Annotated in this window: 18 protein-coding genes and 2 pseudogenes; 10 read left to right on the forward strand and 10 right to left on the reverse strand. The window is 69.4% G+C overall.

The window, feature by feature from the left end; all coding sequences use genetic code 11:
• Positions 1-35: 35 nt before the first annotated feature.
• Positions 36-323 carry a hypothetical protein gene (locus tag ABZ860_RS02615; RefSeq protein ID WP_357213986.1) on the reverse strand — a complete coding sequence of 96 codons (288 nt, stop codon included), beginning with the start codon at positions 321-323 and terminating at the stop codon, positions 36-38.
• 291 nt (positions 324-614) lie between these two features.
• Positions 615-977 (reverse strand): recombinase family protein, encoded by a 363-nt coding sequence (locus tag ABZ860_RS02620; protein ID WP_357214732.1) that lies wholly within the window; start codon positions 975-977, stop codon positions 615-617.
• A gap of 40 nt (positions 978-1017) precedes the next feature.
• Between ABZ860_RS02620 and ABZ860_RS02625 the strand changes: the two are divergent.
• The 4 genes and pseudogenes from ABZ860_RS02625 to ABZ860_RS02640 all read left to right on the forward strand — a co-directional run.
• A pseudogene (locus ABZ860_RS02625) lies at positions 1018-1125 on the forward strand (peptide-methionine (S)-S-oxide reductase); the annotation flags it as partial.
• A gap of 124 nt (positions 1126-1249) precedes the next feature.
• Positions 1250-1456: a hypothetical protein gene (locus tag ABZ860_RS02630; protein ID WP_079319669.1), complete on the forward strand. Its 207-nt coding sequence runs from the start codon at positions 1250-1252 to the stop codon at positions 1454-1456.
• Positions 1453-1869, forward strand: coding sequence for a PIN domain-containing protein (locus ABZ860_RS02635; protein WP_357213990.1), 417 nt, complete (start codon positions 1453-1455; stop codon positions 1867-1869). The genes ABZ860_RS02630 and ABZ860_RS02635 overlap by 4 nt, the downstream gene beginning before the upstream one ends.
• A gap of 90 nt (positions 1870-1959) precedes the next feature.
• Positions 1960-2058, forward strand: a pseudogene (locus ABZ860_RS02640) (peptide-methionine (S)-S-oxide reductase); the annotation flags it as partial.
• A 368-nt stretch (positions 2059-2426) separates the two neighbouring features.
• Here ABZ860_RS02640 and ABZ860_RS02645 read toward each other — a convergent pair.
• Both ABZ860_RS02645 and ABZ860_RS02650 read right to left on the reverse strand, forming a co-directional pair.
• Positions 2427-3080, reverse strand: coding sequence for a response regulator transcription factor (locus ABZ860_RS02645; protein ID WP_357213992.1), 654 nt, complete (start codon positions 3078-3080; stop codon positions 2427-2429).
• Positions 3058-4209 (reverse strand): histidine kinase, encoded by a 1152-nt coding sequence (locus ABZ860_RS02650; protein WP_357213995.1) that lies wholly within the window; start codon positions 4207-4209, stop codon positions 3058-3060. The genes ABZ860_RS02645 and ABZ860_RS02650 overlap by 23 nt, the downstream gene beginning before the upstream one ends.
• A 164-nt stretch (positions 4210-4373) precedes the next feature.
• Between ABZ860_RS02650 and ABZ860_RS02655 the strand changes: the two genes are divergently transcribed.
• On the forward strand, positions 4374-6230 hold the full coding sequence (locus ABZ860_RS02655; RefSeq protein WP_357213997.1) for a serine hydrolase domain-containing protein: 1857 nt from the start codon (positions 4374-4376) through the stop codon (positions 6228-6230).
• Between the two features lie 347 nt (positions 6231-6577).
• Positions 6578-6793 (forward strand): hypothetical protein, encoded by a 216-nt coding sequence (locus tag ABZ860_RS02660; RefSeq protein WP_357214000.1) that lies wholly within the window; start codon positions 6578-6580, stop codon positions 6791-6793.
• 481 nt (positions 6794-7274) lie between these two features.
• On the opposite strand, the gene ABZ860_RS02665 is transcribed toward ABZ860_RS02660, so the two are convergent.
• Entirely contained in the window at positions 7275-8015 is a 741-nt protein-coding gene (locus tag ABZ860_RS02665) for a TetR/AcrR family transcriptional regulator (RefSeq protein WP_357214003.1), read from the reverse strand.
• 100 nt (positions 8016-8115) lie between these two features.
• On the opposite strand from ABZ860_RS02665, the gene ABZ860_RS02670 reads away from it, so the two are divergent.
• Complete coding sequence (locus tag ABZ860_RS02670) at positions 8116-8835, forward strand: DUF2306 domain-containing protein (RefSeq protein ID WP_357214006.1); 720 nt, start codon at positions 8116-8118, stop codon at positions 8833-8835.
• A gap of 240 nt (positions 8836-9075) precedes the next feature.
• Here the strand turns inward: ABZ860_RS02670 and ABZ860_RS02675 are convergent, their stop codons facing one another.
• Positions 9076-9336, reverse strand: coding sequence for a recombinase family protein (locus ABZ860_RS02675; RefSeq protein WP_357214009.1), 261 nt, complete (start codon positions 9334-9336; stop codon positions 9076-9078).
• A gap of 201 nt (positions 9337-9537) precedes the next feature.
• Positions 9538-10422 (reverse strand): NAD(P)H-binding protein, encoded by an 885-nt coding sequence (locus ABZ860_RS02680; RefSeq protein ID WP_357214012.1) that lies wholly within the window; start codon positions 10420-10422, stop codon positions 9538-9540.
• Positions 10423-10505: 83 nt separating this feature from the next.
• Here ABZ860_RS02680 and ABZ860_RS02685 point away from each other — a divergent pair, with 83 nt between their 5' ends.
• A complete protein-coding gene (locus ABZ860_RS02685) occupies positions 10506-11069 on the forward strand; it encodes a helix-turn-helix domain-containing protein (protein ID WP_357214015.1) in 564 nt (187 codons plus the stop codon).
• Between the two features lie 417 nt (positions 11070-11486).
• On the opposite strand, the gene ABZ860_RS02690 is transcribed toward ABZ860_RS02685, so the two are convergent.
• Positions 11487-12302 carry a class I SAM-dependent methyltransferase gene (locus ABZ860_RS02690; RefSeq protein ID WP_357214018.1) on the reverse strand — a complete coding sequence of 272 codons (816 nt, stop codon included), beginning with the start codon at positions 12300-12302 and terminating at the stop codon, positions 11487-11489.
• Between the two features lie 213 nt (positions 12303-12515).
• The gene (locus ABZ860_RS02695; RefSeq protein ID WP_357214020.1) at positions 12516-13631 is read right to left on the reverse strand and encodes a 5'-nucleotidase C-terminal domain-containing protein; all 1116 of its coding nucleotides are present in this window, start codon (positions 13629-13631) and stop codon (positions 12516-12518) included.
• Positions 13632-14128: 497 nt separating this feature from the next.
• On the opposite strand from ABZ860_RS02695, the gene ABZ860_RS02700 reads away from it, so the two are divergent.
• Positions 14129-15604 (forward strand): SMP-30/gluconolactonase/LRE family protein, encoded by a 1476-nt coding sequence (locus ABZ860_RS02700; protein ID WP_357214023.1) that lies wholly within the window; start codon positions 14129-14131, stop codon positions 15602-15604.
• 46 nt (positions 15605-15650) lie between these two features.
• On the opposite strand, the gene ABZ860_RS02705 is transcribed toward ABZ860_RS02700, so the two are convergent.
• Positions 15651-17405, reverse strand: coding sequence for a glycoside hydrolase family 15 protein (locus ABZ860_RS02705; protein ID WP_357214026.1), 1755 nt, complete (start codon positions 17403-17405; stop codon positions 15651-15653).
• A 118-nt stretch (positions 17406-17523) separates the two neighbouring features.
• Between ABZ860_RS02705 and ABZ860_RS02710 the strand changes: the two genes are divergently transcribed.
• On the forward strand, positions 17524-18879 hold the full coding sequence (locus ABZ860_RS02710) for a hypothetical protein (protein ID WP_357214029.1): 1356 nt from the start codon (positions 17524-17526) through the stop codon (positions 18877-18879).
• The last annotated feature ends 99 nt before the right edge of the window (positions 18880-18978 follow it).

An 18978-nucleotide genomic window follows, 5' to 3' on the forward strand; every position in this document is an offset into this window, starting at 1 on the left:
GGTCTACGACGATGGCCGCCATCAGAGCCGCCGCCTCACCGTGCCCCGCCGTTGGCCCAGCCGACGATCCACCGGACGGCGGACTGCGGTTGGTCGACCGAGGGCAGCGGAACCACGGTCCCGGACTTCGGCAGCTTGATCAGGAAGCGACGCGGCTTGTTCTCCTGATCGATGGTGACCGTCGCGACCTGTCCGCCGAAGCCGTAGACGTCCAGCTCCGAGCCCGCCTTCTCCTGCACCGGGAACCCGGTCATCCGCAGCGTGATGTGGCTGATGAACCGCGTACGGACCCTATCCGGACGGGCGAATTCCAGGTGGGGCACCCCATCCCTGGTGAACCCCGCATGGCCGAGGAGTTCGGCATCGCCAAGGGCACCGCACGCCGCGTCTGCCGAGGGCAGTAGCCTTCGGCCGTGGCGCCTCTTCCGGATCAAGGGTCAAGCGATCGGGCAGCCAGCCGAAGGGACGCGTTCCGCCGACGGGTAGTCCCTGCTCGGCCCGTGCCCGGTGGGAGCGACGCATGCGGCGCTGCATCTTCCGCACTTCCATCTTTGAGATGACCGCGCCGAACAGGCCCATGCTTCGGTGTCTTCGCTGTAGAGATCCTTCTGACCCTACGCATCCGCGAAGACGCGGCCGTCCTGGTAGGTGATCGCTTCCACGAAGCGCTCGTAGTCACCCGGACGTCGAGCGAGGCGATCCTCAGCCGCGATGACGACGCCTCCCACCTCCGCGCCGTCCGGAAGCTCGCCCGAGCGGAGCACCTTCAACACGGCCTCGAAGTCGTCGCGGACGACATCGGCCTTCGCAGCGGACTTGTCGTTGTCCGTGAACTCGTGGACGACGGTCCAGCCGTACCGGGCCGCGGTCTCCCGGTTGAGCTTGTGCTGGTCCTGGACTCCGTGTTCGTCCCGCCTGATGTCGGCGGAGATGCGCGCGTAGGAGACGACGGGGATGGGGGATGGGGGATGGGGGATGGCTCAGGCTAGGCGACCTCCGCAAGAATTATTGCCTGAAGCGAAGGTCTACCACCAGCAGTATTTGTTCAAGGTGCCGAACGGCTACTGCGGCATCGGCGGCACCGGCGTCTCCTGCCCCGTCGGCCTCACCGCCGGCGATGCTTGATCTTGCAGGAACCAGTCGGCCCAGAGCCCAGGTTGCCTGGGCCGACGTAGCCGCTCTCAGCGGGTTGCGGTCACCGTCGCGCTGCGCGACTGTCCGGGGCTGTCCCGCTGATTACACTCGATACATGAGCGTGATGCGCGAGGAACTACACCACCTGGTTGATCGGCTGCCAGAGGAGAAGGTGGCTCCTTTGCTCAGGCTTGTCCGCGATCAGCTCGAAGAGCCGCCTGTGGTGCGCGATCTGCCGTTCATCGGCTTGCTCGAAGCGGAGCCGGATTTCGCGGAACGCTCGGAGGAGATTCTCCGTGCAGAGGACAATCACTCTTTGTGATCGTCATTGACTCGGGTCCGTTGGTTGCGGCCGTGAACGTCCGGGACCGCCACCATCAGGCCTGCGCGCGACTTCTACGGACCCACCCAGGGCCCTTGCTCGTCCCCGCGACCGTCGTTACCGAGGTATGTCAGCTCGTCGAGAAGCGACAGGGAAGCAAAGCGGAGGCAGCGTTTCTACGCTCCTTCGGAGCAGGCATGACCTTGGTGGACCTCGAAGATCGTGATCTGCAGCGTATGAGCGTCCTGGTGGAGGCGTACGCGAGTCTCCCCCTCGGGGCGGTTGATGCCTCTGTGATCGCAATTGCTGAGCGAGTCGGCGTCACGGAAGTGGCAACGCTCGACCGCCGCCACTTCGCCGTTGTTCGCCCCCAGCACATCGGTGCGTTCATGCTCCTGCCGGAGCGGCTCTGAGCACCGTCTCGCCCGGCGGCCCTGAGCGGTGATCTGTTAGCCGAACGACACCGGCACGAGCGTTGAGATTTGTTGCCTGAAGCGGCGCGCTACCACCAGCAGTATTTGTTCAAGGTGCCGAACGGCTACTGCGGCATCGGCGGCACCGGCGTCTCCTGCCCGGTCGGGCTGACGGCCGGCGCAGCCTGATCAGTCGCCCGGCGGGATCGTGAGTCCCACTGGTCCAGCGTGGCGACTTGGTGAAGGTCGAAGCGCTCGGCCAGGGCTATGACGCAGGTGTCGACGGCTTGAAGCGTAGGCCGAGAGCAGTTCGGACATCCGCCGGTAGTCGTGAGGGGTCGCTCGATCACGCGGAGTTCGTCGTCGGCGATGGCGGCGCAGAACTCGGCCGCGAGAGCGGGGCTGCCGCGACGGACCGGATCGGAGAGCAGGTGACAGATCTCTGTCACTGCGAGCGACGGCACGACCAGCCTGGTCCAGTTTCGTGCGAGGAGCCGGACACCAGCGGGCGTGACCTTGTCTGGTCTATTGAACGCCGCGACGAGGGACCCGTATCGTCAGTCGACCAGGCCGGCGCGGTAGGCGGCGATGGCCACTTGTACGCGGTTCGTGACGGCGAGCTTGACGAACAGGTGGGAGATGTGGCTCTTGACCGTGGCCTCGCTCATGTTCAGGCGGGCTGCGATCTCGGTATTGGAGCGGCCGAGCCCGACCTCAATGAGCACCTCGCGCTCGCGACTGGTCAGGGTCTCCAGCCGGGCGAGCGCGTCACGGCGGCGCCGAATGGGTTGGTCGGTGGTGAGCCGGTGGATCAGCCGCCGCGTGACCCGCGGGGACAGCATCGAGTCGCCGCCGTGCGCGAGACGGATGGCCTGGATCAGGTCGTGCGGCGAGGTGTCCTTGAGCAGGAACCCACAGGCTCCCGCCTCCAGGGCGGTGAAGACGTGCTCGTCGCTGTCGAACGTGGTGAGGATGATCACCGCGGGTGCCCGGGTGAGCCGGCGGATGGCCCCGGTGGCGGTCAGGCCGTCGTACCTAGGCATCCTGACGTCCATCAGGACGACGTCGGGCCCCAGGCGGCGGACCGCGTCGACGGCCTGGTTGCCGTCCTCGGCCTCGCCCACGACCTCCACGTCGGGTGCGGACTCGATGATGAACCGCAGTCCCGCGCGGATCAGCGGCTCGTCGTCAACCAGCAGTGTCCTGATCATGTGATTCCCTCGGGGATGCGTCCGCGGCGTGCCACGGCAGCCGGCCCTCAAGACGCCAGCCTCCCGCATCGTCCGGCCCGCCGCGCACCGTTCCGCCGATCAGCCGGAAACGCTCCGCCAGGCCCACCAGACCGACCCCGGCGCCGGTCTCCAGACTCGGCTGGAGCGATGGTCCGTTGGTGACCGCGATCGTGACGCCGTCTTCCCTGCTCCCGGTCGCCGTGACCGTGACCGGGGCCCCGTGGGCGTGCTTGTGCGCATTGGTCAGGCCCTCCTGGACGAGGCGATGCGCGGCTCTGGCCGTTTCCACTGGCCACGTGCCGATATCGCCGTGCAGGGTGACGGTCCCGCCGGCCGATCCCCAGGAGTCCACCAGCCGCCGCAGGTCGGGGAAGCCGTCGTCGTTCTCGTCGGGCCCGGCGCGCAGCACGCCAAGGATCTTGCGCAGCTCTTCGAGGGCCTCCTGCGCGCTGACCCTGATCAGCGCCGCCTCCCGCTCGATGCGCTCCGGCCCTGCGCTCGCGTTCACCTCAAGGCCGCCGGCATGCAGCGAGATGAGCGTGACCTTGTGCGCGAGCACGTCGTGCATCTCCCGGGCGATCCGGCCGCGCTCGGCGGACCTCGCCTGTTCGTTGCGCAGACGCTGCTCGGCCTCGGCGCGTTCGGCGCGCTCGCGCAGCGATCGGGTCAGCTCGCGGCGGGTGGTGGCGTACGCCCCTGCCGCCAGCGTGACCCCGGTCGCGGTCGCCGCCGAGATCAGCGCGTCCGTGCCCAACCGGCCGCCGTCCACCCACTGCTGGGCCAGGAACCCCGCCATGCCGATCGCCGCCAGCGCCGGGAAACGCGTGCCCGCGCCGGAGAACAGGCTGATCAGCAGCGGCCCCGGGTTGCCCGACAGCACGTACGCGCCCGCCCCGGCGGCGGCCACCGCGACCGGCCACCGGCCCCGGAACCACACCGCACCCGTGCCTGCCAGCCCGGCGGCGGCGATGACGGGTCGCGGCAGCGGCGCCCACGGCGTCTTGACTGCCAGGACGGTGAGGAACAGGCAGAGCGCCACGGAGGCCGCGCTGATCGCGTGTGGCCCGAGCGCGGCCATCCGCCGCAGCGCCGCGCGTAACGACAGCATCGGTCCAGCGTAGCCAGGGCGGCGGCGCACCACCTCATACCGGCGTCGGCGCTGGACGCCGGGCGTTCCGACTTTCGTCGGAGACGCCCATGGCCGCGATGGCGATGCGGCCGCGCCCTCGCCGGCCGCATCGTGGATGGCCTCGACAAGGTCAGGAGCCGTCCGTGTATGTCTTCCGTTCGATGCTCGTCGCGGTGTGCGCGGCGCTGATGATCCTCGTGCCGCCCTGTGTCGCCTCCCCTGCCGCGGCAGCTACCGAGATTCCGGACGAACGTGCTCTGGCCGACTTCTTCGACGCCGCGATGGCGGACGGGCTGACGGCCGACCACGTGCCGGGCGCGGTCGTCTCGGTGGTGGGCGGTGGGAAGATGCTCTTCAGCAAGGGGTACGGGCTGGCCGACGTCGAGAACCGCAGACCCTTCGACCCGGCCACCTCAATGGTCCGGATCGCCTCGATCACCAAGCTGTTCACCTGGACCGCGGTGATGCAGCAGGTTCAGCAGGGCAAGCTGGACCTGAAGGCGGACGTGAACCGCTACCTCACCGCGTTCCGGATCCCCGCGACCTACCCCCGGCCGATCACGCTGCAGGACTTGATGGACCACACGGCCGGGTTCGAGGAGCGCACGATCGGCGTGGGGTCGCGGAGCAAGGACGACGTGCCGCCCTTGGCGGACTATCTCGCCGACAACATGCCCGCGCGGGTGCGCCCGCCTGGCGAGGTGTCGGCGTACTCGAACTATGGGGCGGCGCTGGCCGGATACATCGTGGCGCGGGTGAGCGGGCAGCCGTATGACGAGTACGTGCGTGACCACATCCTCGACCCGCTCGCGATGCGGCACAGCACGGCCGCCGAGCCCGTTCCCGCCCCCTTGGCCGCGGATCTGGCGCGCAGCTACGACTACGAGGACGGGGCGTATCGGCGCAAGCCGTTCGTCTTCGACAACCTCGCCCCCGACGGGTCGATCAGTGCCACCGCGAACGACATGGCCCACTTCATGATCGCCCACCTGCGGGACGGACGCTTCGGCGACCGGCGCATCCTCGACGAGCCGACGGCCCGGCTCATGCACCGGCGGACGTTCGCGGCCGATCCGCGCATCGACGGGTACGCTCACGGGTTCAAGGAGCAGACACTCAACGGGCATCGCGTGATCATGCACGACGGCGGCTGGGAGGGCTTCCAGAGCGCGTTGCTGCTGGTGCCCGACGCCGACCTCGGCCTGTTCGTCTCCGCGAACAGTCTCGGCGGGGCCGACGCCATGACCAAGATCATTCCTGCCTTCTTCGACCGCTTCCTGCCCGGAAAGCGCGCCGTGCCTGACGGCGGTGCTTCCGTCATGCCTGTCGAAGGCTTCTACAAGCTCACCAGGTCCGCAGAGTCCAGCATCGAGAAGGTGGTCGCCCTGACCAGTTCCACCCGGCTGCGGGTGGCGGGCGGGAAGCTCACCTTCAGAGGCTCGACATGGAGCCCGCTGGGGCCTGGGCTGTATCAGCAGGACGGCGGCACGCAGCGGCTGGCGCTGGTGACCGGCGGGAGCGATGTCGCGTACGTGGCCACAGACGGGCCCGCCTACCAACGCGTCCCCTGGTGGGAAACCCCGCCGGTCAATGCCGTCATCGTCCTGCTGTTCGCCGTCACCGCACTGACCGCCGTGCTCGGCCTGCCGGTGGCCGCTGTGGTCCGTCCGGCCAAGAAGCGTCCCGTTTCGCGTGTCTGGCGCGCCGGGCGTGTCCTGACTGGGCTCGCCGCCGCGGTCGGACTGGTGTTCGTGGTGCTGTTCACGCTGGTTCTGACCGGCGACACGAGCATCCTGTACGGCGTGCCGGCCAACGTCCAGGTCCTCCTGGTGCTGCCGCTGCTGGTCCTCGCCCTCACCGTCGCCGCGGTCGCCACGACCGTGAGGGCCTGGCGGCGCGCGGGCGTCCTGGCCCGCGGCCATCAGGTGGTCGTGCTGGCAGGACTGCTCGCCCTCCTGTGGTTCTGCCGGCACTGGAACTTGCTCGGCTGGCACCTGTAATCACTCGACCGCCTGGCTCAGCAGGCTCTGGAACGAGGTCTCGTCCGGTCGGTCGCCGGACAGTCGGCCAAGGAGTTCGTCGCGTCGCCCTCCGACGCGAAGTCCCAGCCCCGCACGAGCCGTCCCTCCTGACGGAAGTGGCGGTCAGTCCATGCCGCGTCGTCCGGGGGCCCAGAACGGTTTCACGAGGACGGCTCTGCGAGACCAGCCGTGTTCCCGGACGAGGTGAGCACGCACGGCTTGTCAACTGCGGCCCTCTCCGGCGACGTAAGCGACGCCCGGCGTGCGGGCACCACCGTCAGGTCCGATCCAGCCAGGGCGATCGCGACCGAGGCGCGCTGAGTGCCGTGCTGTCCGCTCCCGACCCCATGGACCACCGGGACCTGTTGCGCCGCCACGTCGTCGAGCTGGAACAGCGCATCGCGCGGGCACGCGCGGCCAAGGACCTGATCGAGCACGCCCTCGCCTGCCCGCACAGGTTCGCGGACTGCGCGCACGCACGCGAGCAGATCGCGGCGCGTATACGGCCCGGTCGAACGGACCCAGCCGCCGACTTGTATTGATGCCTGAAACGAAGTGCTACCCCAGAAGTACCTCTTCACGGTGCCCACCGGCTACTGCGGCCTCGGCGGCACGGGTGTCAACGCAGGTGACCCTTCGGCCTGGTGCCCGTCCTCGCGGAGCTTGGCGGTCACCTTGCGGATGGTCACGCGGGCGACGCAGAACTCGCCTTCCATCTGGACTTCGGAGCGCACAGTTCCGTGCCAGGTAGGAGCGCTCCCCACGAGTACCGGCTCATCAGGAGACCGAAAGGAGCTCGCGTGCCCGTTCGGTCGACGATCACGGGGAAGCAGCGGGGACTCACGGTGCCTTCGTCGTCCCCCGCTTCGGCGTACGTCTCCGGCTGCGCCCGGAGATCGGGAGCCGCACGGCCCGGACGCGCACGATGCGCTCGGCATGGACCGTCTTGGGACGCAGGTCCGGCCGCCTCGGCTGCCCGGGCTGAAGGTTCGGGCCTCCTGGCGCAGCGCCGGCCCTCTGAACTCAGGCCTGGGCGGCGCGTTCGATCGCCACGCCCACCCCGTCGAGCAGGTGGTCAAGGCCGGCGCGGAAGTCGTCGTCCGGAGCGGCCCCCGCGTGGGGGTCGAACACCCCGGCCTCGATCGCGCGGGCCAGCGCCGGGAACCGGCCGGGGTGGGCGAGCTCGGTGAGCAGGGCGGCGTACGCTCCGTCGGCCCTTTCCTCTGGTTCGGCGCTCAGGGACGTCAGGAGCTGGGCGGCGCCGCGCACATAGTGCAGCACCAGCATGACCACAGAGAACCGGGCCCGCCAGGCCAGCGGCGTGCCGCCGAGGGCGCGCAGCGCGGCGTCCAGCCAGGCGAGCTGGCCGGGATCCACCGGCGGGGAGTTCACCAGCTGGACGATCCAGGGATGCCGCCGGTAGACACCGAACAGCTCGACGGCCCACCGGGTGAGCGAGCCGCGCCAGTCGGCCGGCGCCGTGCCGAACTCCGGCGGCGGGCCGCATGCGGCGTTCAGCATGAACAGCTGCAGGTCGTCCTTGCCGGCCACGTGCCGGTACAGCGACATGGGCGCGCAGCCGAGCCGTTCGGCGAGCCGGGCCATGGACAGCGCGGCCAGGCCCTCCTCGTCGGCGAGGGCGATGGCCGCCGCCACGACCCGCTCCAGGCTGAGCGCGGGCGTGCGTCCCCGTCCCTTCGGCTTGGCCCGCCCCCACAGCACGTTCAGCACGTGCGGCAGCTCGTTTCCGATGTCGTCCGGCATTCCAGGGAGCTTACCAGTTTGCGTATGGCCTACGCGTTGCGTATATGGTACGCATTAAGCGTATGGCATACGCATCCCCGACCGTCCCCTTGGAGCCGTGATGCACACGACGATCGACAGTCCTCCGCCGGTATCGGCCCGCCGGCGTCCGTGGTGGCGGCGCGGCTGGACGGTGCCGCTCGGCCTGGTCACGGCCGGGTTCCTCGCGTTCTCGCTGCCGCCGTACCTGACCGGGGACCCGTCGCTGTCCCGGGTGCCGCAGCCACAGGGGTTCGGCCTGCACTATCCGCTGCTCGTGGCGCACGTGCTGTTCGCCTCGGTCGCCATGGTCACCGCGTTCTTCCAGGTGTGGCCGTGGTTCCGGCGGCGGCACCCGGTGGGGCACCGGCGCGCCGGGCGGGTCTACGTGTTCGCCGGGGTGCTGCCTGCCGGGCTGACCGGCCTGGTCATCGGGGCGCGCTCCCCGTTCGGGCTGTTCCTCGCGGTCAGCGACGTGCTCCTCGCCCTGCTGTGGCTCGCCTTCACCGTGGCGGGCTGGCGCGCCGCCCGCGCCCGACGGTACGCCGACCACCGGCGCTGGATGCTGCGCAGCGCCGTGCTGACCTACTCCATCATCACCAATCGGGCGTGGACCGGGATCCTGATCATCGCCCTGCCCCCGCTGCAGGACACCGTCTTCCGCGGCGACCCCGACCTGATGGCGTGGACGATCTCCGGCCTCTCCGGCTGGCTCGGCTGGACGATCCCGCTGCTGGCCGTGGAGTGGTACCTGGAGCGCGAGGTGGCCCGCCGCGGCCGCCGCACCGCCCTCGCGACCTGATCCCGGAGGCCGATCTCAGCCGGCCCCGGAACGACCGCCCGCCCCGGAACCACCGCCGAAGGTGCCGGGGCGTTCGCGTCCGCGGAGGACCTGCACTGCGCACGGCGCTGTCGATGACGGCCGGCACATCGACAGACAGGGGCGCGAACTCGCCGGTGAACCGGCCGGAGTGGATGCCGATGCGGGACCGTGGCGAGCTCGATGCCGCGCCGGTCGGCCAGGTCGATGACGTCTTCCAGCTCACACGGGGATCGTGTCAGCCCGTCCACGTGCCGGCACGCGATGGCGTCGACGGTCCCGGCCTCGATGTCCGAGAAGTCGTTGCCATGAGGGGCGGGGGCTTCCGGAGTAGGCGCTGACGTCGTTGTCGGAGTAGACGTCCACGACCTGCCGTCCTCGGCGTTCGGCCAGCACCCGGCAGTCGGCTTCCTGACGGGCGACACCGAGCCCGGCACCCGCGCGGTCCTGGCTCCGGCAGCAGATCGCAGCTCTCCGCAGCACCGGCGTCTCCTGCCCCGTCGGCCTGACGGCCTCCGGTGGGGAGTAGCGGGATCGTGCGACCTCCGAGTGGTGTCGCGCTACTCGGAGGTTTCATGTTTCCGGCGCCAGCAGTTTGCTACTTGTCCGTCGCCGTTGCCGGGCCCGATCGCACTCGCGCGCCGATTCTCGAGTGCGATCAGTGCGCCATAAGCCTCGCTCGTGTCAGGACGCCCGAGCGTCCGCGGCGGGCTTGAGCACCTCCCTGCACCAGGTGCGAAAGTCCGTCGATGTGGGCTTGGCGGTCGCCCAGTCCGCGTCGTAGATGCCGTGGTCCTGTGCCGCGAACGCCTCCGTCACGTCCTTGACCGCCTGGTCGCCGGCGCCTCGGGAGCGCAGCAGCGACGCGTAGTCGTCCACGCTCATGCGACGGTAGGCGACCGGACGTCCGAGCTCCTGGCTGATCACCTCGGCCATGCCGTCAGGGGTCAGCCGGTCGGGGCCGAACACGGGGAGGTTCTCCTGCCCGGTCCAGGACAGATCGGTGAGCAGGTCGGCGGCAGTGCCGGCGATGTCCCGCGTCGCGATCAACGCCAGCGGCAGGTCGCCCGCACAGGTAAGGAAGAACGCGCCGTGCCCGCGGATCGCATCGAGTTGCCCGAGGAGGTTCTCCATGTAGAAGGGCATGGACAACGCCCGATACGCCGCACCGGACTTGGCGAGTTCGGCGTCCATCGCGAAGGCCGCAGAAAGGACGCCGGCTGGGGTGGGCCAGCCGTGCCCGGCGCTGGAAACCCCGACGACGTGACCGACATCGTGGCGGACGACAGCAGCGGCGCCCGCCCGGGCGAAACGGAGATAGTGCTCCTCGGCGCTCGGCGCCTGCGGGTTCGGCGGGACGAGCCAGAACAGTGCATCGGCTCCGGGCAGTGCCTTGTCGAGCACAGCCGGATCGTCGTGGGAACCATCGATGGTCTCGACCCGCCGGCGAACCGTGTCATCCAGACGCGAGGCGTCACGGACGATGACCCGGACCTCCTCGTCCTGGTCAAGCAATTGACGGACCAGCCGGCTGCCGATCTGTCCTGTCGGTGTGGTGACAACGATCACTGAATCTCCTCTAAGGTGAACATGAACTCCGGTTCCGAATATAGAGAGGACGTCCGCGCATCGTCAACTAAAGTGGAGTGACCATGACCGCTCCCGAACGCTCGCTGCGCGCCGACGCCCGGCGCAACCGCGAGGCCGTCCTCGATGCCGCCGCCGAGCTGTTCGCCCAGCGAGGCGACGCCGTGCAGATGGACGAGATCGCCGAGCGTGCCGGCTTGGGAGTCGGCACCCTCTACCGGCACTTCGCCGACAAGCGAGCGCTGCTCGCGGCGATCATCGGCCGCCGGTTCGAGGCGATCACCACCCTCGCCCGCGCCGCCGACGAGGCTGAGGATCCCTGGGTGGCGTTCGAGACGCTGCTCTACGGCTATCTGGAGTCCGCCGAGGCCGACGCCGCGTTCCGCTTCGCGCTGCTCGGCCCGGAAGAGCCGAGCTGGAACGACATCGTCGCCGAGAAGACGGATTTCTCGGCGATCACCGAACGCATCGTGCGACGCGCCGTCGACGCCGGCCGCCTCCGTGAAGACTTTCGCGCCGACGACTTCGTCCTCATCACCCGTGGTGCCATGGCCAACATGACCGGCGCCGGTGCCTGGCGCAGGCACGTCACGCTTGTGCTCGAGGGCATCCGCGGCCCCGAACGCTGATCACTGCTCCGTCCTGGAGACAGGGACGACACGAGCAAGCTCTGCGGCAAGGAGGTTCGTCTCGTACGCGTGCAGGCACTGAGTCGTCGCCCCAGCGAACGCCTGCTGCGGCCTCGGCGGCGCCGGCGTCTCCTGCCCTGTTGGGCTTGACTAGCGGTGAGGCGTGACCTGCGGTAACTGGCTGATCCTGGCCCCTGGCAGCCTCGCCGCTTCATCCGAAGGACACCGATGTCTGAGGCCCGCTGACCCACCGAGATCTGTGACACAGCCAGTCGTGGCGCCGAGGGCAGGAGCACGTGTCGCGAGGCCCAGCGCGATCGTCGCTGATGATCGGTGGTGCTCAAGCCAGTCGATTGAAGATCGCGGGCTGGTGAGGAGTGGATGCGACGAGCGGCCGCAGCGGTGACCGTCGGCGCGTCAGAACCGGAACCGCACGATGCGGGTGGACCGCTTCATGCCCGGCAGAAGGTTCAAGAGGCGGTACATGCGGCGTACGTTCGGGGGTGCCTTGGCCATCAACGTCGGTGAGTCGTTCATCGGTGCCTCGTCGACGTATTCGAGCCGAGGGTGCCAGTCGGCCAGCGCGGCCGGGTCGTTGAAGCCGCAGTGGAATCGAGTGCCGTATTTGCGCAGCGTCGGGTCCCACTTCGAGGTGCGCCACGCCCACACCGACACCGTGTCGATCTGTATCTGGCCCGTGGGAAAGGCGTCGACGACGCCGGTCAGCAGTCGCCGGACGTCGGTCTCGGTCAGATAGGGCACCAGCCCCTCCGCGATCATCAGCACCGGTCGGCCGCTGGGGATGCCTTCCAGCCAGGTCAGGTCGGTGACGCTGGAGCCGATCAGGGTGTAGTGCTCGCGCGGCGGCAGGAACTGTTGCCGCAGTTCGATGACGGAGGGGTAGTCCAGGTCGTACCAGTCGACGGTGGCGGGCGGGTCGATCCGGTACACCCGAGCGTCGAGGCCGCAGCCCAGGTGCAGCACCACCGCGTCGCAGTGATCGGCGAGGAAGCTCCGGGCCCAGTCGTCGTGGGCCTTGGCGCGCACTACGGCGGCGAGGCCCAGCTGGCTGGTGCCGAACCTGCGGTGGTCGTAGTCGGGGTCGAGACGGCGCATCGCCTGCTCGGCGTATTCGTCGCCGAGGATCGGGTCCGGCAGTCGATTGTCCAGTGCCTTGGCCCTGAGCACGGGGCTGAGGGTCTTCTGCACTCCGACGAGTTCGGCGTCCTTCACTACAGCGACGCTACTCTCATTGCGCGAGCGCGCACGCCTTCGCTCTTCTCGGCACCATGCCGCGTGCATACAGAGAACGCTCGCACTCGGATATGTCGAAACGATCGTCTCGGGCTGCGCCTGTGATCTGCACCCGATCATCCAACCGGCTCAGGTTCACCGACCGCCGGACGGAACGGGTTCCACCCGGCGATCAGCTCGTTCACGTGATGCTCATCGGACGGTGACCCGGTCGCCGGCTGGCGCGCTGACCGGCGAGTTCTTCACCAGATAGGTGGCCAGGGCCCCTCTGTCGTCCGGGCCGCCGCGATAGACGTTGGTGACTCCGGGCCATCGGGGGAAACCTTCGTAGCCGCCCACCAGGACGTAGTTGGCCGCGATTTTGATGACCTGGTCGTCGGCCACCGGAACGCCGTTCAACGTCATCTCGGTGACAGCGCCGCCCTCCAGTGTGTAGCGGAGCGAGGACGACGGCGTCAGCACCCAGCCCTGCGCATTCGGGTAGGCGAGGACGGACTTCAGCGCGGCGCCGGTGATCGCCCACACGTCCACCGCGAACCCGGCCGGAAGCGTCGCGAACACCTCCTCGTAGGTGACCGGGCCCGCATCGAGGTCCAGGTGGAATCCGTACCTGCTGACCAGGGCGGCCTCCGCGCCCGACCGGGCCTGAACCGCGTCGAGGTTGGCGTCGGCGACGAGTTCGGCCAACGGGCCGCCGCTGGGCGTCCGGACGATGGGCTCGGAGGTCTCGCCGAAGGTGTCGTCTGCGTCGGCGATGCCGCATTCGAAGTAGCAGAGCGTATTGGACCTGAGACCGTCGGGCTGTCTGAGCTCGATTTGGACCGACGTCTGGCCTGGTGTCGGTGTCTCGGGGTCCCATTCCCAGTCGAGCGTCGCGAGCAGGGCGGTGAAGCTGCCGTTGTGCTGAATAGGGGATTTGATGCTCTTCCATTGCTCGGTGCCGACGATGCGGTATTGGATGAGTTGCAGGCCCGGAGGGAGCCCTTCGAAGGTCCCGTAGACCTTGAAAGTCAACGGGCATTTCGACGCAGTGGTTCGCTCGAATGAGAGAGTGAGTTTCTGCACCGGGTTTTCGGCCGAGGCGAGTGGGGTGGAAGCCGTACCGGAAAAGGATCGTCCGGGTGCGGCTTGAGCGGCGGGAACGAAAGCACCGGTCGCCAGAACCGCGACGCCCGCCAGCCATCCGATACGACGTCCAGCCCTACTGGGTAATCCCACAGTCTTCCCATCTGTCGACGACGACAAGGATGAGCAGACATTAGCCACGCCGACCGACAATTCCGTGCGCCCAATGAGTGGAACGTTCACGAGAAAAACCGGCCGTGGTCCCCGACGCTCCGACCACGTCCGTCGCACCGTTGCCGGAGCTCGTGCGCACGCTCGGCGGCATCGCGGCGGCGGTCCCCGCGGCGCCGGCCGGGTGGCATATCAGCCGCTCTGAGGAACTTCGCCGGACCGCTCATTCCCCGCCAGCGCGCTCGACGCGGACTGAATGTTTCAGCGCCGTGGCCCGGGCTCCTTTCGGCGCCGATCGGCTCGCCGGGTGGGCGGGCGGTCCCGTTCACCCAGGCTGGGGCGGCCATCGGCGTGGCGGACGAGCGGTCACCGCGGCAATGGTGATCACATCGCGTCTCACACGGTGAACGCCGCACCGGGCGACCGATCGCGACCGCCCACTTGGTCGCTTAATTTCGGGACAAGCGGCCGGCGGTGTGCCGCGTGGCGTGCCGGTGGCCTCCCGCCCCCCGGCCGGCACCCTGACACGGGCGGCGGCCGCCCGTCGTCGTTCCCGAAAGGACTTCCTGATGAGACGAAGTCTCGCCGCCGTCGCGGCCACCGGACTGGCCACCGCGCTGGTCGCCGCCGGTGGAGTCGCGGCGGCGACGATGCCGGCTGCGGCCGCCACCGGATGCAAGGTGACCTACAAAATCGTCAACCAATGGGGCGGCGGCTTCCAGGGCGACGTGGCCATCACCAACCTCGGTGACCCGGTCAGCAGCTGGAAGCTGGAGTTCGACTTCCCCGACTCCGGCCAGAAAATCGCGTCCGGCTGGAACGCCACCTGGACGCAGTCCGGCGCGCACGTGACCGCTACCAGCATGTCCTACAACGGCTCCATCGCCACCAACGCCACGGTCAGTGGCATGGCGTTCACCGCGAACCTCGCGGGTCCCAACCCCGTGCCCACCACCTTCTGGCTCAACGGTGCCATGTGCAGCGGCCCCGTGACCCTCAGCCCCACCCCCACTCCGACGCCGAGCCCGACACCGAGTCCGACCCCGACACCGAGTCCGAGTCCGAGTCCGAGTCCGAGTCCGAGTCCGACCGTCACCACCACGCCGGGCACGCCGCGCCCCGGCGTCGGACCGTGCACGCCAGGCACGACCTACCCCAACCCGCTGCCGTCGTCGTCGGTGACCGCCACCAAGATCCGGGACGGATTCAACTTCCTGGAAGGCCCGGTCTGGGACGCCACCACCCAGACCCTGTTGCTGTCGCTCATGCGCGACGGCACAGGGCCGGAAGGCGTCCAGCCCTCGGACGTCCTGCGCTACACCGAGCCGAACACCTTCCAGACCCTCATCCCCAACTCCGGCAGCAACGGCCTGGCCCTCAGCCGGGACGGCGGCACTCTGCTGGCCGCCACACACGACCAGCGCAGCGTCTCCTCCTTCAGCCTGCCGGGCCTGACCCGCGGCGTGGTCGCCTCCTCCTATCAGGGCCGTGCCTTCAACTCACCGAACGACCTCACCGTCGGCGCCGACGGCACCGTCTACTTCACCGACCCCGACTTCCAGCGCGCCAACCGGTCCGACCAGATGTCCGGCCGCACGGGGGTGTTCCGGGTCAAGAACGGCGTCGTCTCGCTGATCGACGACACCATCCGGGAGCCGAACGGCATCGTGCTCTCTCCCGACGGCAAGACGCTTTACGTCGGCGGCAACGGCACGGGCCGAATCTACAAATGGCCCGTCAACCCCGACGGCAGCGTCGGCACCCGCGCCGACTTCGCGTCTCTGAACGGTTCGGACGGCGCGACCATCGACTGTGCGGGCAACCTCTACCAGGCGTCCTTCAACGACGGCAAGGTCCACGTGTACGCGCCGTCCGGCGTGCAGCTGGGCACCATCACCGCCGGTCTGAACACCACCAACGTCGCCTTCGGGGGCCCCGACGGCCAGACGCTGTACATCACCTCGGGCACGCCCTCCCGCGGCGGGAACACCGGCAACTTCGGCCTCTACCGCGTCCGGCTGAACGTCCCCGGCTGGCCGTACTGATTTCTGCCCGTGAGGCGTCCGGCCGGCCGGACGCCTCACGGCACCGCTAGCAGAGCGCCAGGGCCGTATGGATCAGATGAAGGTGGGTGAACGCCTGGGGGAAGTTGCCCAGATGGCGCCCCTGGACGGGGTCGTACTCCTCGGGGAGCAGGCCCACGTCGTTGGTGAGGGCCAGCAGCCGCTCGAACAGGACCATGGCGTCGTCCTTGCGGCCGACGAGGTTGAGCGCTTCGGCCAGCCAGAAGCTGCAGGCGAGGAAGGCGCCCTCGGCTCCGGGCAGGCCGTCGATGTGGTTGCTTTCGGAGATCGGATAGCGCAGCACGAAGCAGTCGGTCATCAGCTCGCGTTCGATCGCGTCGATCGTGCCGGTGACCCGCGGGTCCTCAGGGGGCAGGAAGCCGACGATCGGAATGAGGAGCAGCGCCGCGTCGAGCTCGCGAGAGCCGTACGACTGGGTGAACGTGCCGCGCTCGCGGTCGAAGCCCCTGTCGCAGACCTCGGCGTGGATCCGGTCCCGCATGGCCCGCCAGCGCTTGAGGGGACCGGTGTGGCCGAGCTCTTCGATCGCCCGAACCTGCCGGTCGGCCGCGACCCACGCCATGACCTTGGAATGGACGAAGTGCCGCCGCGGGCCGCGGACCTCCCACAGGCCCTCGTCGGGCTGGGTCCAGGTGTGCTCCAGGAAGTCCATCAGCCGGCAGACGATGGTCCAGGCGTAGTCGTGCGGCGGCATCCCGAGCTTCCTGGCCCGGTAGAAGCAGTTGAGCACCTCGCCGTAGACGTCGAGCTGAAGCTGGCCGGCCGCGCCGTTGCCGATCCGCACCGGCCGGGAGCCTTCGTATCCGGGAAGCCAGTCGAGCGTCTGCTCCGGCAGGCGCCTTTCGCCTGCCACGCCGTACATGATCTGAAGGTCCTCCGGGCGGCCCGCGATGGCGCGGAGCAGCCAGTCGAGCCAGGCGCCGGCCTCGGTGACGTATCCGGATTCGGTCAGGGCGTCGAGTGTCATCGCGGCGTCGCGCAGCCAGCAATATCTGTAGTCCCAGTTACGCACCCCGCCGAGATGCTCGGGCAGCGACGTGGTGGGAGCCGCCACGATGCCGCCTGTCGGGCTGTAGGTGAGCGCCTTGAGCGTGATGAGGGAGCGGACCACGGCGGCGCGGTAGCGGCCCGGGAGCCAGCAGCGGGAGACCCACTCCTCCCAGAACCGGCTGGTCTCGGCGAGTTGCTCACCGGGATCGATGCCGCGGGGTTCCGGCTGGTGCGAGGGGTGCCACGTGAACACGAACGACCGGCGTTGCCCCGCGGCGATCGTGAAGGCGCCGGTGTGCCGGTCGCCGCTGCCCTCCAGGTGGAGGGGAGCGGCGATCCAGACCGAGTCGGGCCCTCCGATGGCGTGGAGGCGGCCGCCGAAGCGGCGGGTCCACGGGACGATCCTGCCGTAGTCGAACCGGATGCTGATCTCCACGGTCATGTCCACCGTCCCGGACACGCCCTCCACGATCCGGACCAAGGAGGGGTTGGCGTGCCGGGGAGGCATGAAGTCGACGACCTTGACGGTCCCTGTGGAGGTCTCCCATACGGTCTCGAGGATCAGCGTGTCGTCGACGTACGCGCGCCGCGTGGCCATGTGATGTCCGGTGGGGGCCAGCCGCCAGGACCCGTTGGACTCGTCACCGAGGAGCTTGGCGAAGCATGCGGGGGAGTCGAACCGGGGAAGGCAGAGCCAGTCGATCGATCCGTCGCGACCGACGAGAGCGGCTGACTGCGTGTCCCCGATGAGGGCGTAGTCCTCGATCCGCATGTCGACCACGCTACTCGCCGTGGATGGGACGGGAATGGCGGTACTGCTCCCTGCCTGCTGAGACGGGCCGAAGCGGTGGGCATGTCCGGCGAACGCGCCGGCGTGCGAGACTCCCGGCATGAGAACGGCGAGCCGGGCATTGGCCGTGCTGTTGGTGGCCGCCGCCGGTTGCGCGTGCAGTCCCGATTCGCCCCCCGCCGATCGCGCGTCCACGGCTCCCGCCATCGGCGGCCGTACGCCCCCACCCGCCGGTGCGGTGCCGACGGCCGTGATCTCGCCGCGCCCAGCCGCTGCCGCGAGCCTTCAGCCGTTGCCGGCCCGGCCGGCGAGGTGCGCGCTGCCGCAGGAGGACCACGACGACCTGCGTGCGTACGAGGTCGCGACGGCGTGGCGCACGCTCTGGGTCGACCGCGCCCGCGGATCCATGAACCTCCTCGCCGTGGCGGCCGACGGTGCGCTCTGGACCACCTTCTGGGAGGAAAGGGAGCGCGCAAGCGCCTTGGAAAGCACGAGCGGAGGGGTGCGTCGTTGGGACGGCCGCGCATGGCGGACGTTCGAGATTCCTCCCCTTCCCCATCGCGGTCCGCAGAGCATCGTCGCGCTCGCCGCCGCCTCGGCGGATCGAGCCTGGGTGTTCGGCTACTCCAACGACGGAAAGGGAGCGGACACGAGCGGCTTCATCGGCACCTATGACAGCGGCCGGTGGCGTTCGGAGGCACTGGCGAGGCCCGCGGCCGACGCGATCGGGTGGGGCGACACGGCCGCACGCTCCCTCGGCGCGGACCGCGCGTGGACCGTGAACGAGCGGATGGGGCTGCTGTGGACGGGCCGGGAATGGCAGTACCATCCCCTGCCCGCTGAGGCGGGGGCGCTCGGCTCGGACGGCGAGCAGGTCTGGGCCGTCAGCGGGGACAGCAGCAGCCCGCGACCGGCGGTGATGCGCTGGGAGCAGGCCGGCTGGCGCCTGATCGGGGTGCCCACGCTCGGAACGCCGGGCGGCGACGTCATGATCCCCAGCGCGAAGCTCCGGGACGTCGCCGTGACCGGTCCCGATGACGTCTGGGCCGTGGGCGGTGTCTCGTGGCTGATGGAGCACGAGTACGACGATGAGGGCGAGCCGCTGGAACGGGGCCGCCCGGTGGCTCTGCACTGGAACGGGAGGTCGTGGACCTGCCACTGGGGCCCGCTGGGGTCGAGCTTCCCGCGTCCTGAGTGGAGGGTGACCGCGTTCCGCCAGGCGGAGCCCGACGGCAGGGGCGGCCTGTGGGTGCTCGGCCGCGGCGACCTGCTCTGGCATCTGTCCGGCGGGCGCTGGACCCGCCACCGCGTGCCCGCGCCGGCGGGGTACGCGGCGGAGGTCGACTCTCTTGCCCGGCGACCCGGTACGAGCCAGGTCTACGCGGCAGGCTCGGTGACCAGGAGGAAGGGGAGCGCCTTCGACGTCTCCCACGCCGCCCTCTGGCGAGCAGGTTAGGCGACACGGCCTGGCCGTTCTCGATCCAGATCTGTCTATCCGAACCTGTCGATCCGAACCTGTCTATCCGGACCTGTCTGTCCGGACCTGGGCCGGGGC

Source organism: Microbispora sp. NPDC046973 (genome assembly GCF_040644495.1).
Taxonomy (GTDB): domain Bacteria; phylum Actinomycetota; class Actinomycetes; order Streptosporangiales; family Streptosporangiaceae; genus Microbispora.

Coding starts and splice junctions, on each gene's coding strand:
- ABZ860_RS02630 (WP_079319669.1), top strand. CDS start 1,250: ATGAGCGTGATGCGCGAGGAACTACACCACCTGGTTGATCGGCTGCCA.
- ABZ860_RS02645 (WP_357213992.1), bottom strand. CDS start 3,080: ATGATCAGGACACTGCTGGTTGACGACGAGCCGCTGATCCGCGCGGGA.
- ABZ860_RS02650 (WP_357213995.1), bottom strand. CDS start 4,209: ATGCTGTCGTTACGCGCGGCGCTGCGGCGGATGGCCGCGCTCGGGCCA.
- ABZ860_RS02665 (WP_357214003.1), bottom strand. CDS start 8,015: ATGCCGGACGACATCGGAAACGAGCTGCCGCACGTGCTGAACGTGCTG.
- ABZ860_RS02670 (WP_357214006.1), top strand. CDS start 8,116: ATGCACACGACGATCGACAGTCCTCCGCCGGTATCGGCCCGCCGGCGT.
- ABZ860_RS02685 (WP_357214015.1), top strand. CDS start 10,506: ATGACCGCTCCCGAACGCTCGCTGCGCGCCGACGCCCGGCGCAACCGC.
- ABZ860_RS02700 (WP_357214023.1), top strand. CDS start 14,129: ATGAGACGAAGTCTCGCCGCCGTCGCGGCCACCGGACTGGCCACCGCG.
- ABZ860_RS02705 (WP_357214026.1), bottom strand. CDS start 17,405: ATGCGGATCGAGGACTACGCCCTCATCGGGGACACGCAGTCAGCCGCT.
- ABZ860_RS02710 (WP_357214029.1), top strand. CDS start 17,524: ATGAGAACGGCGAGCCGGGCATTGGCCGTGCTGTTGGTGGCCGCCGCC.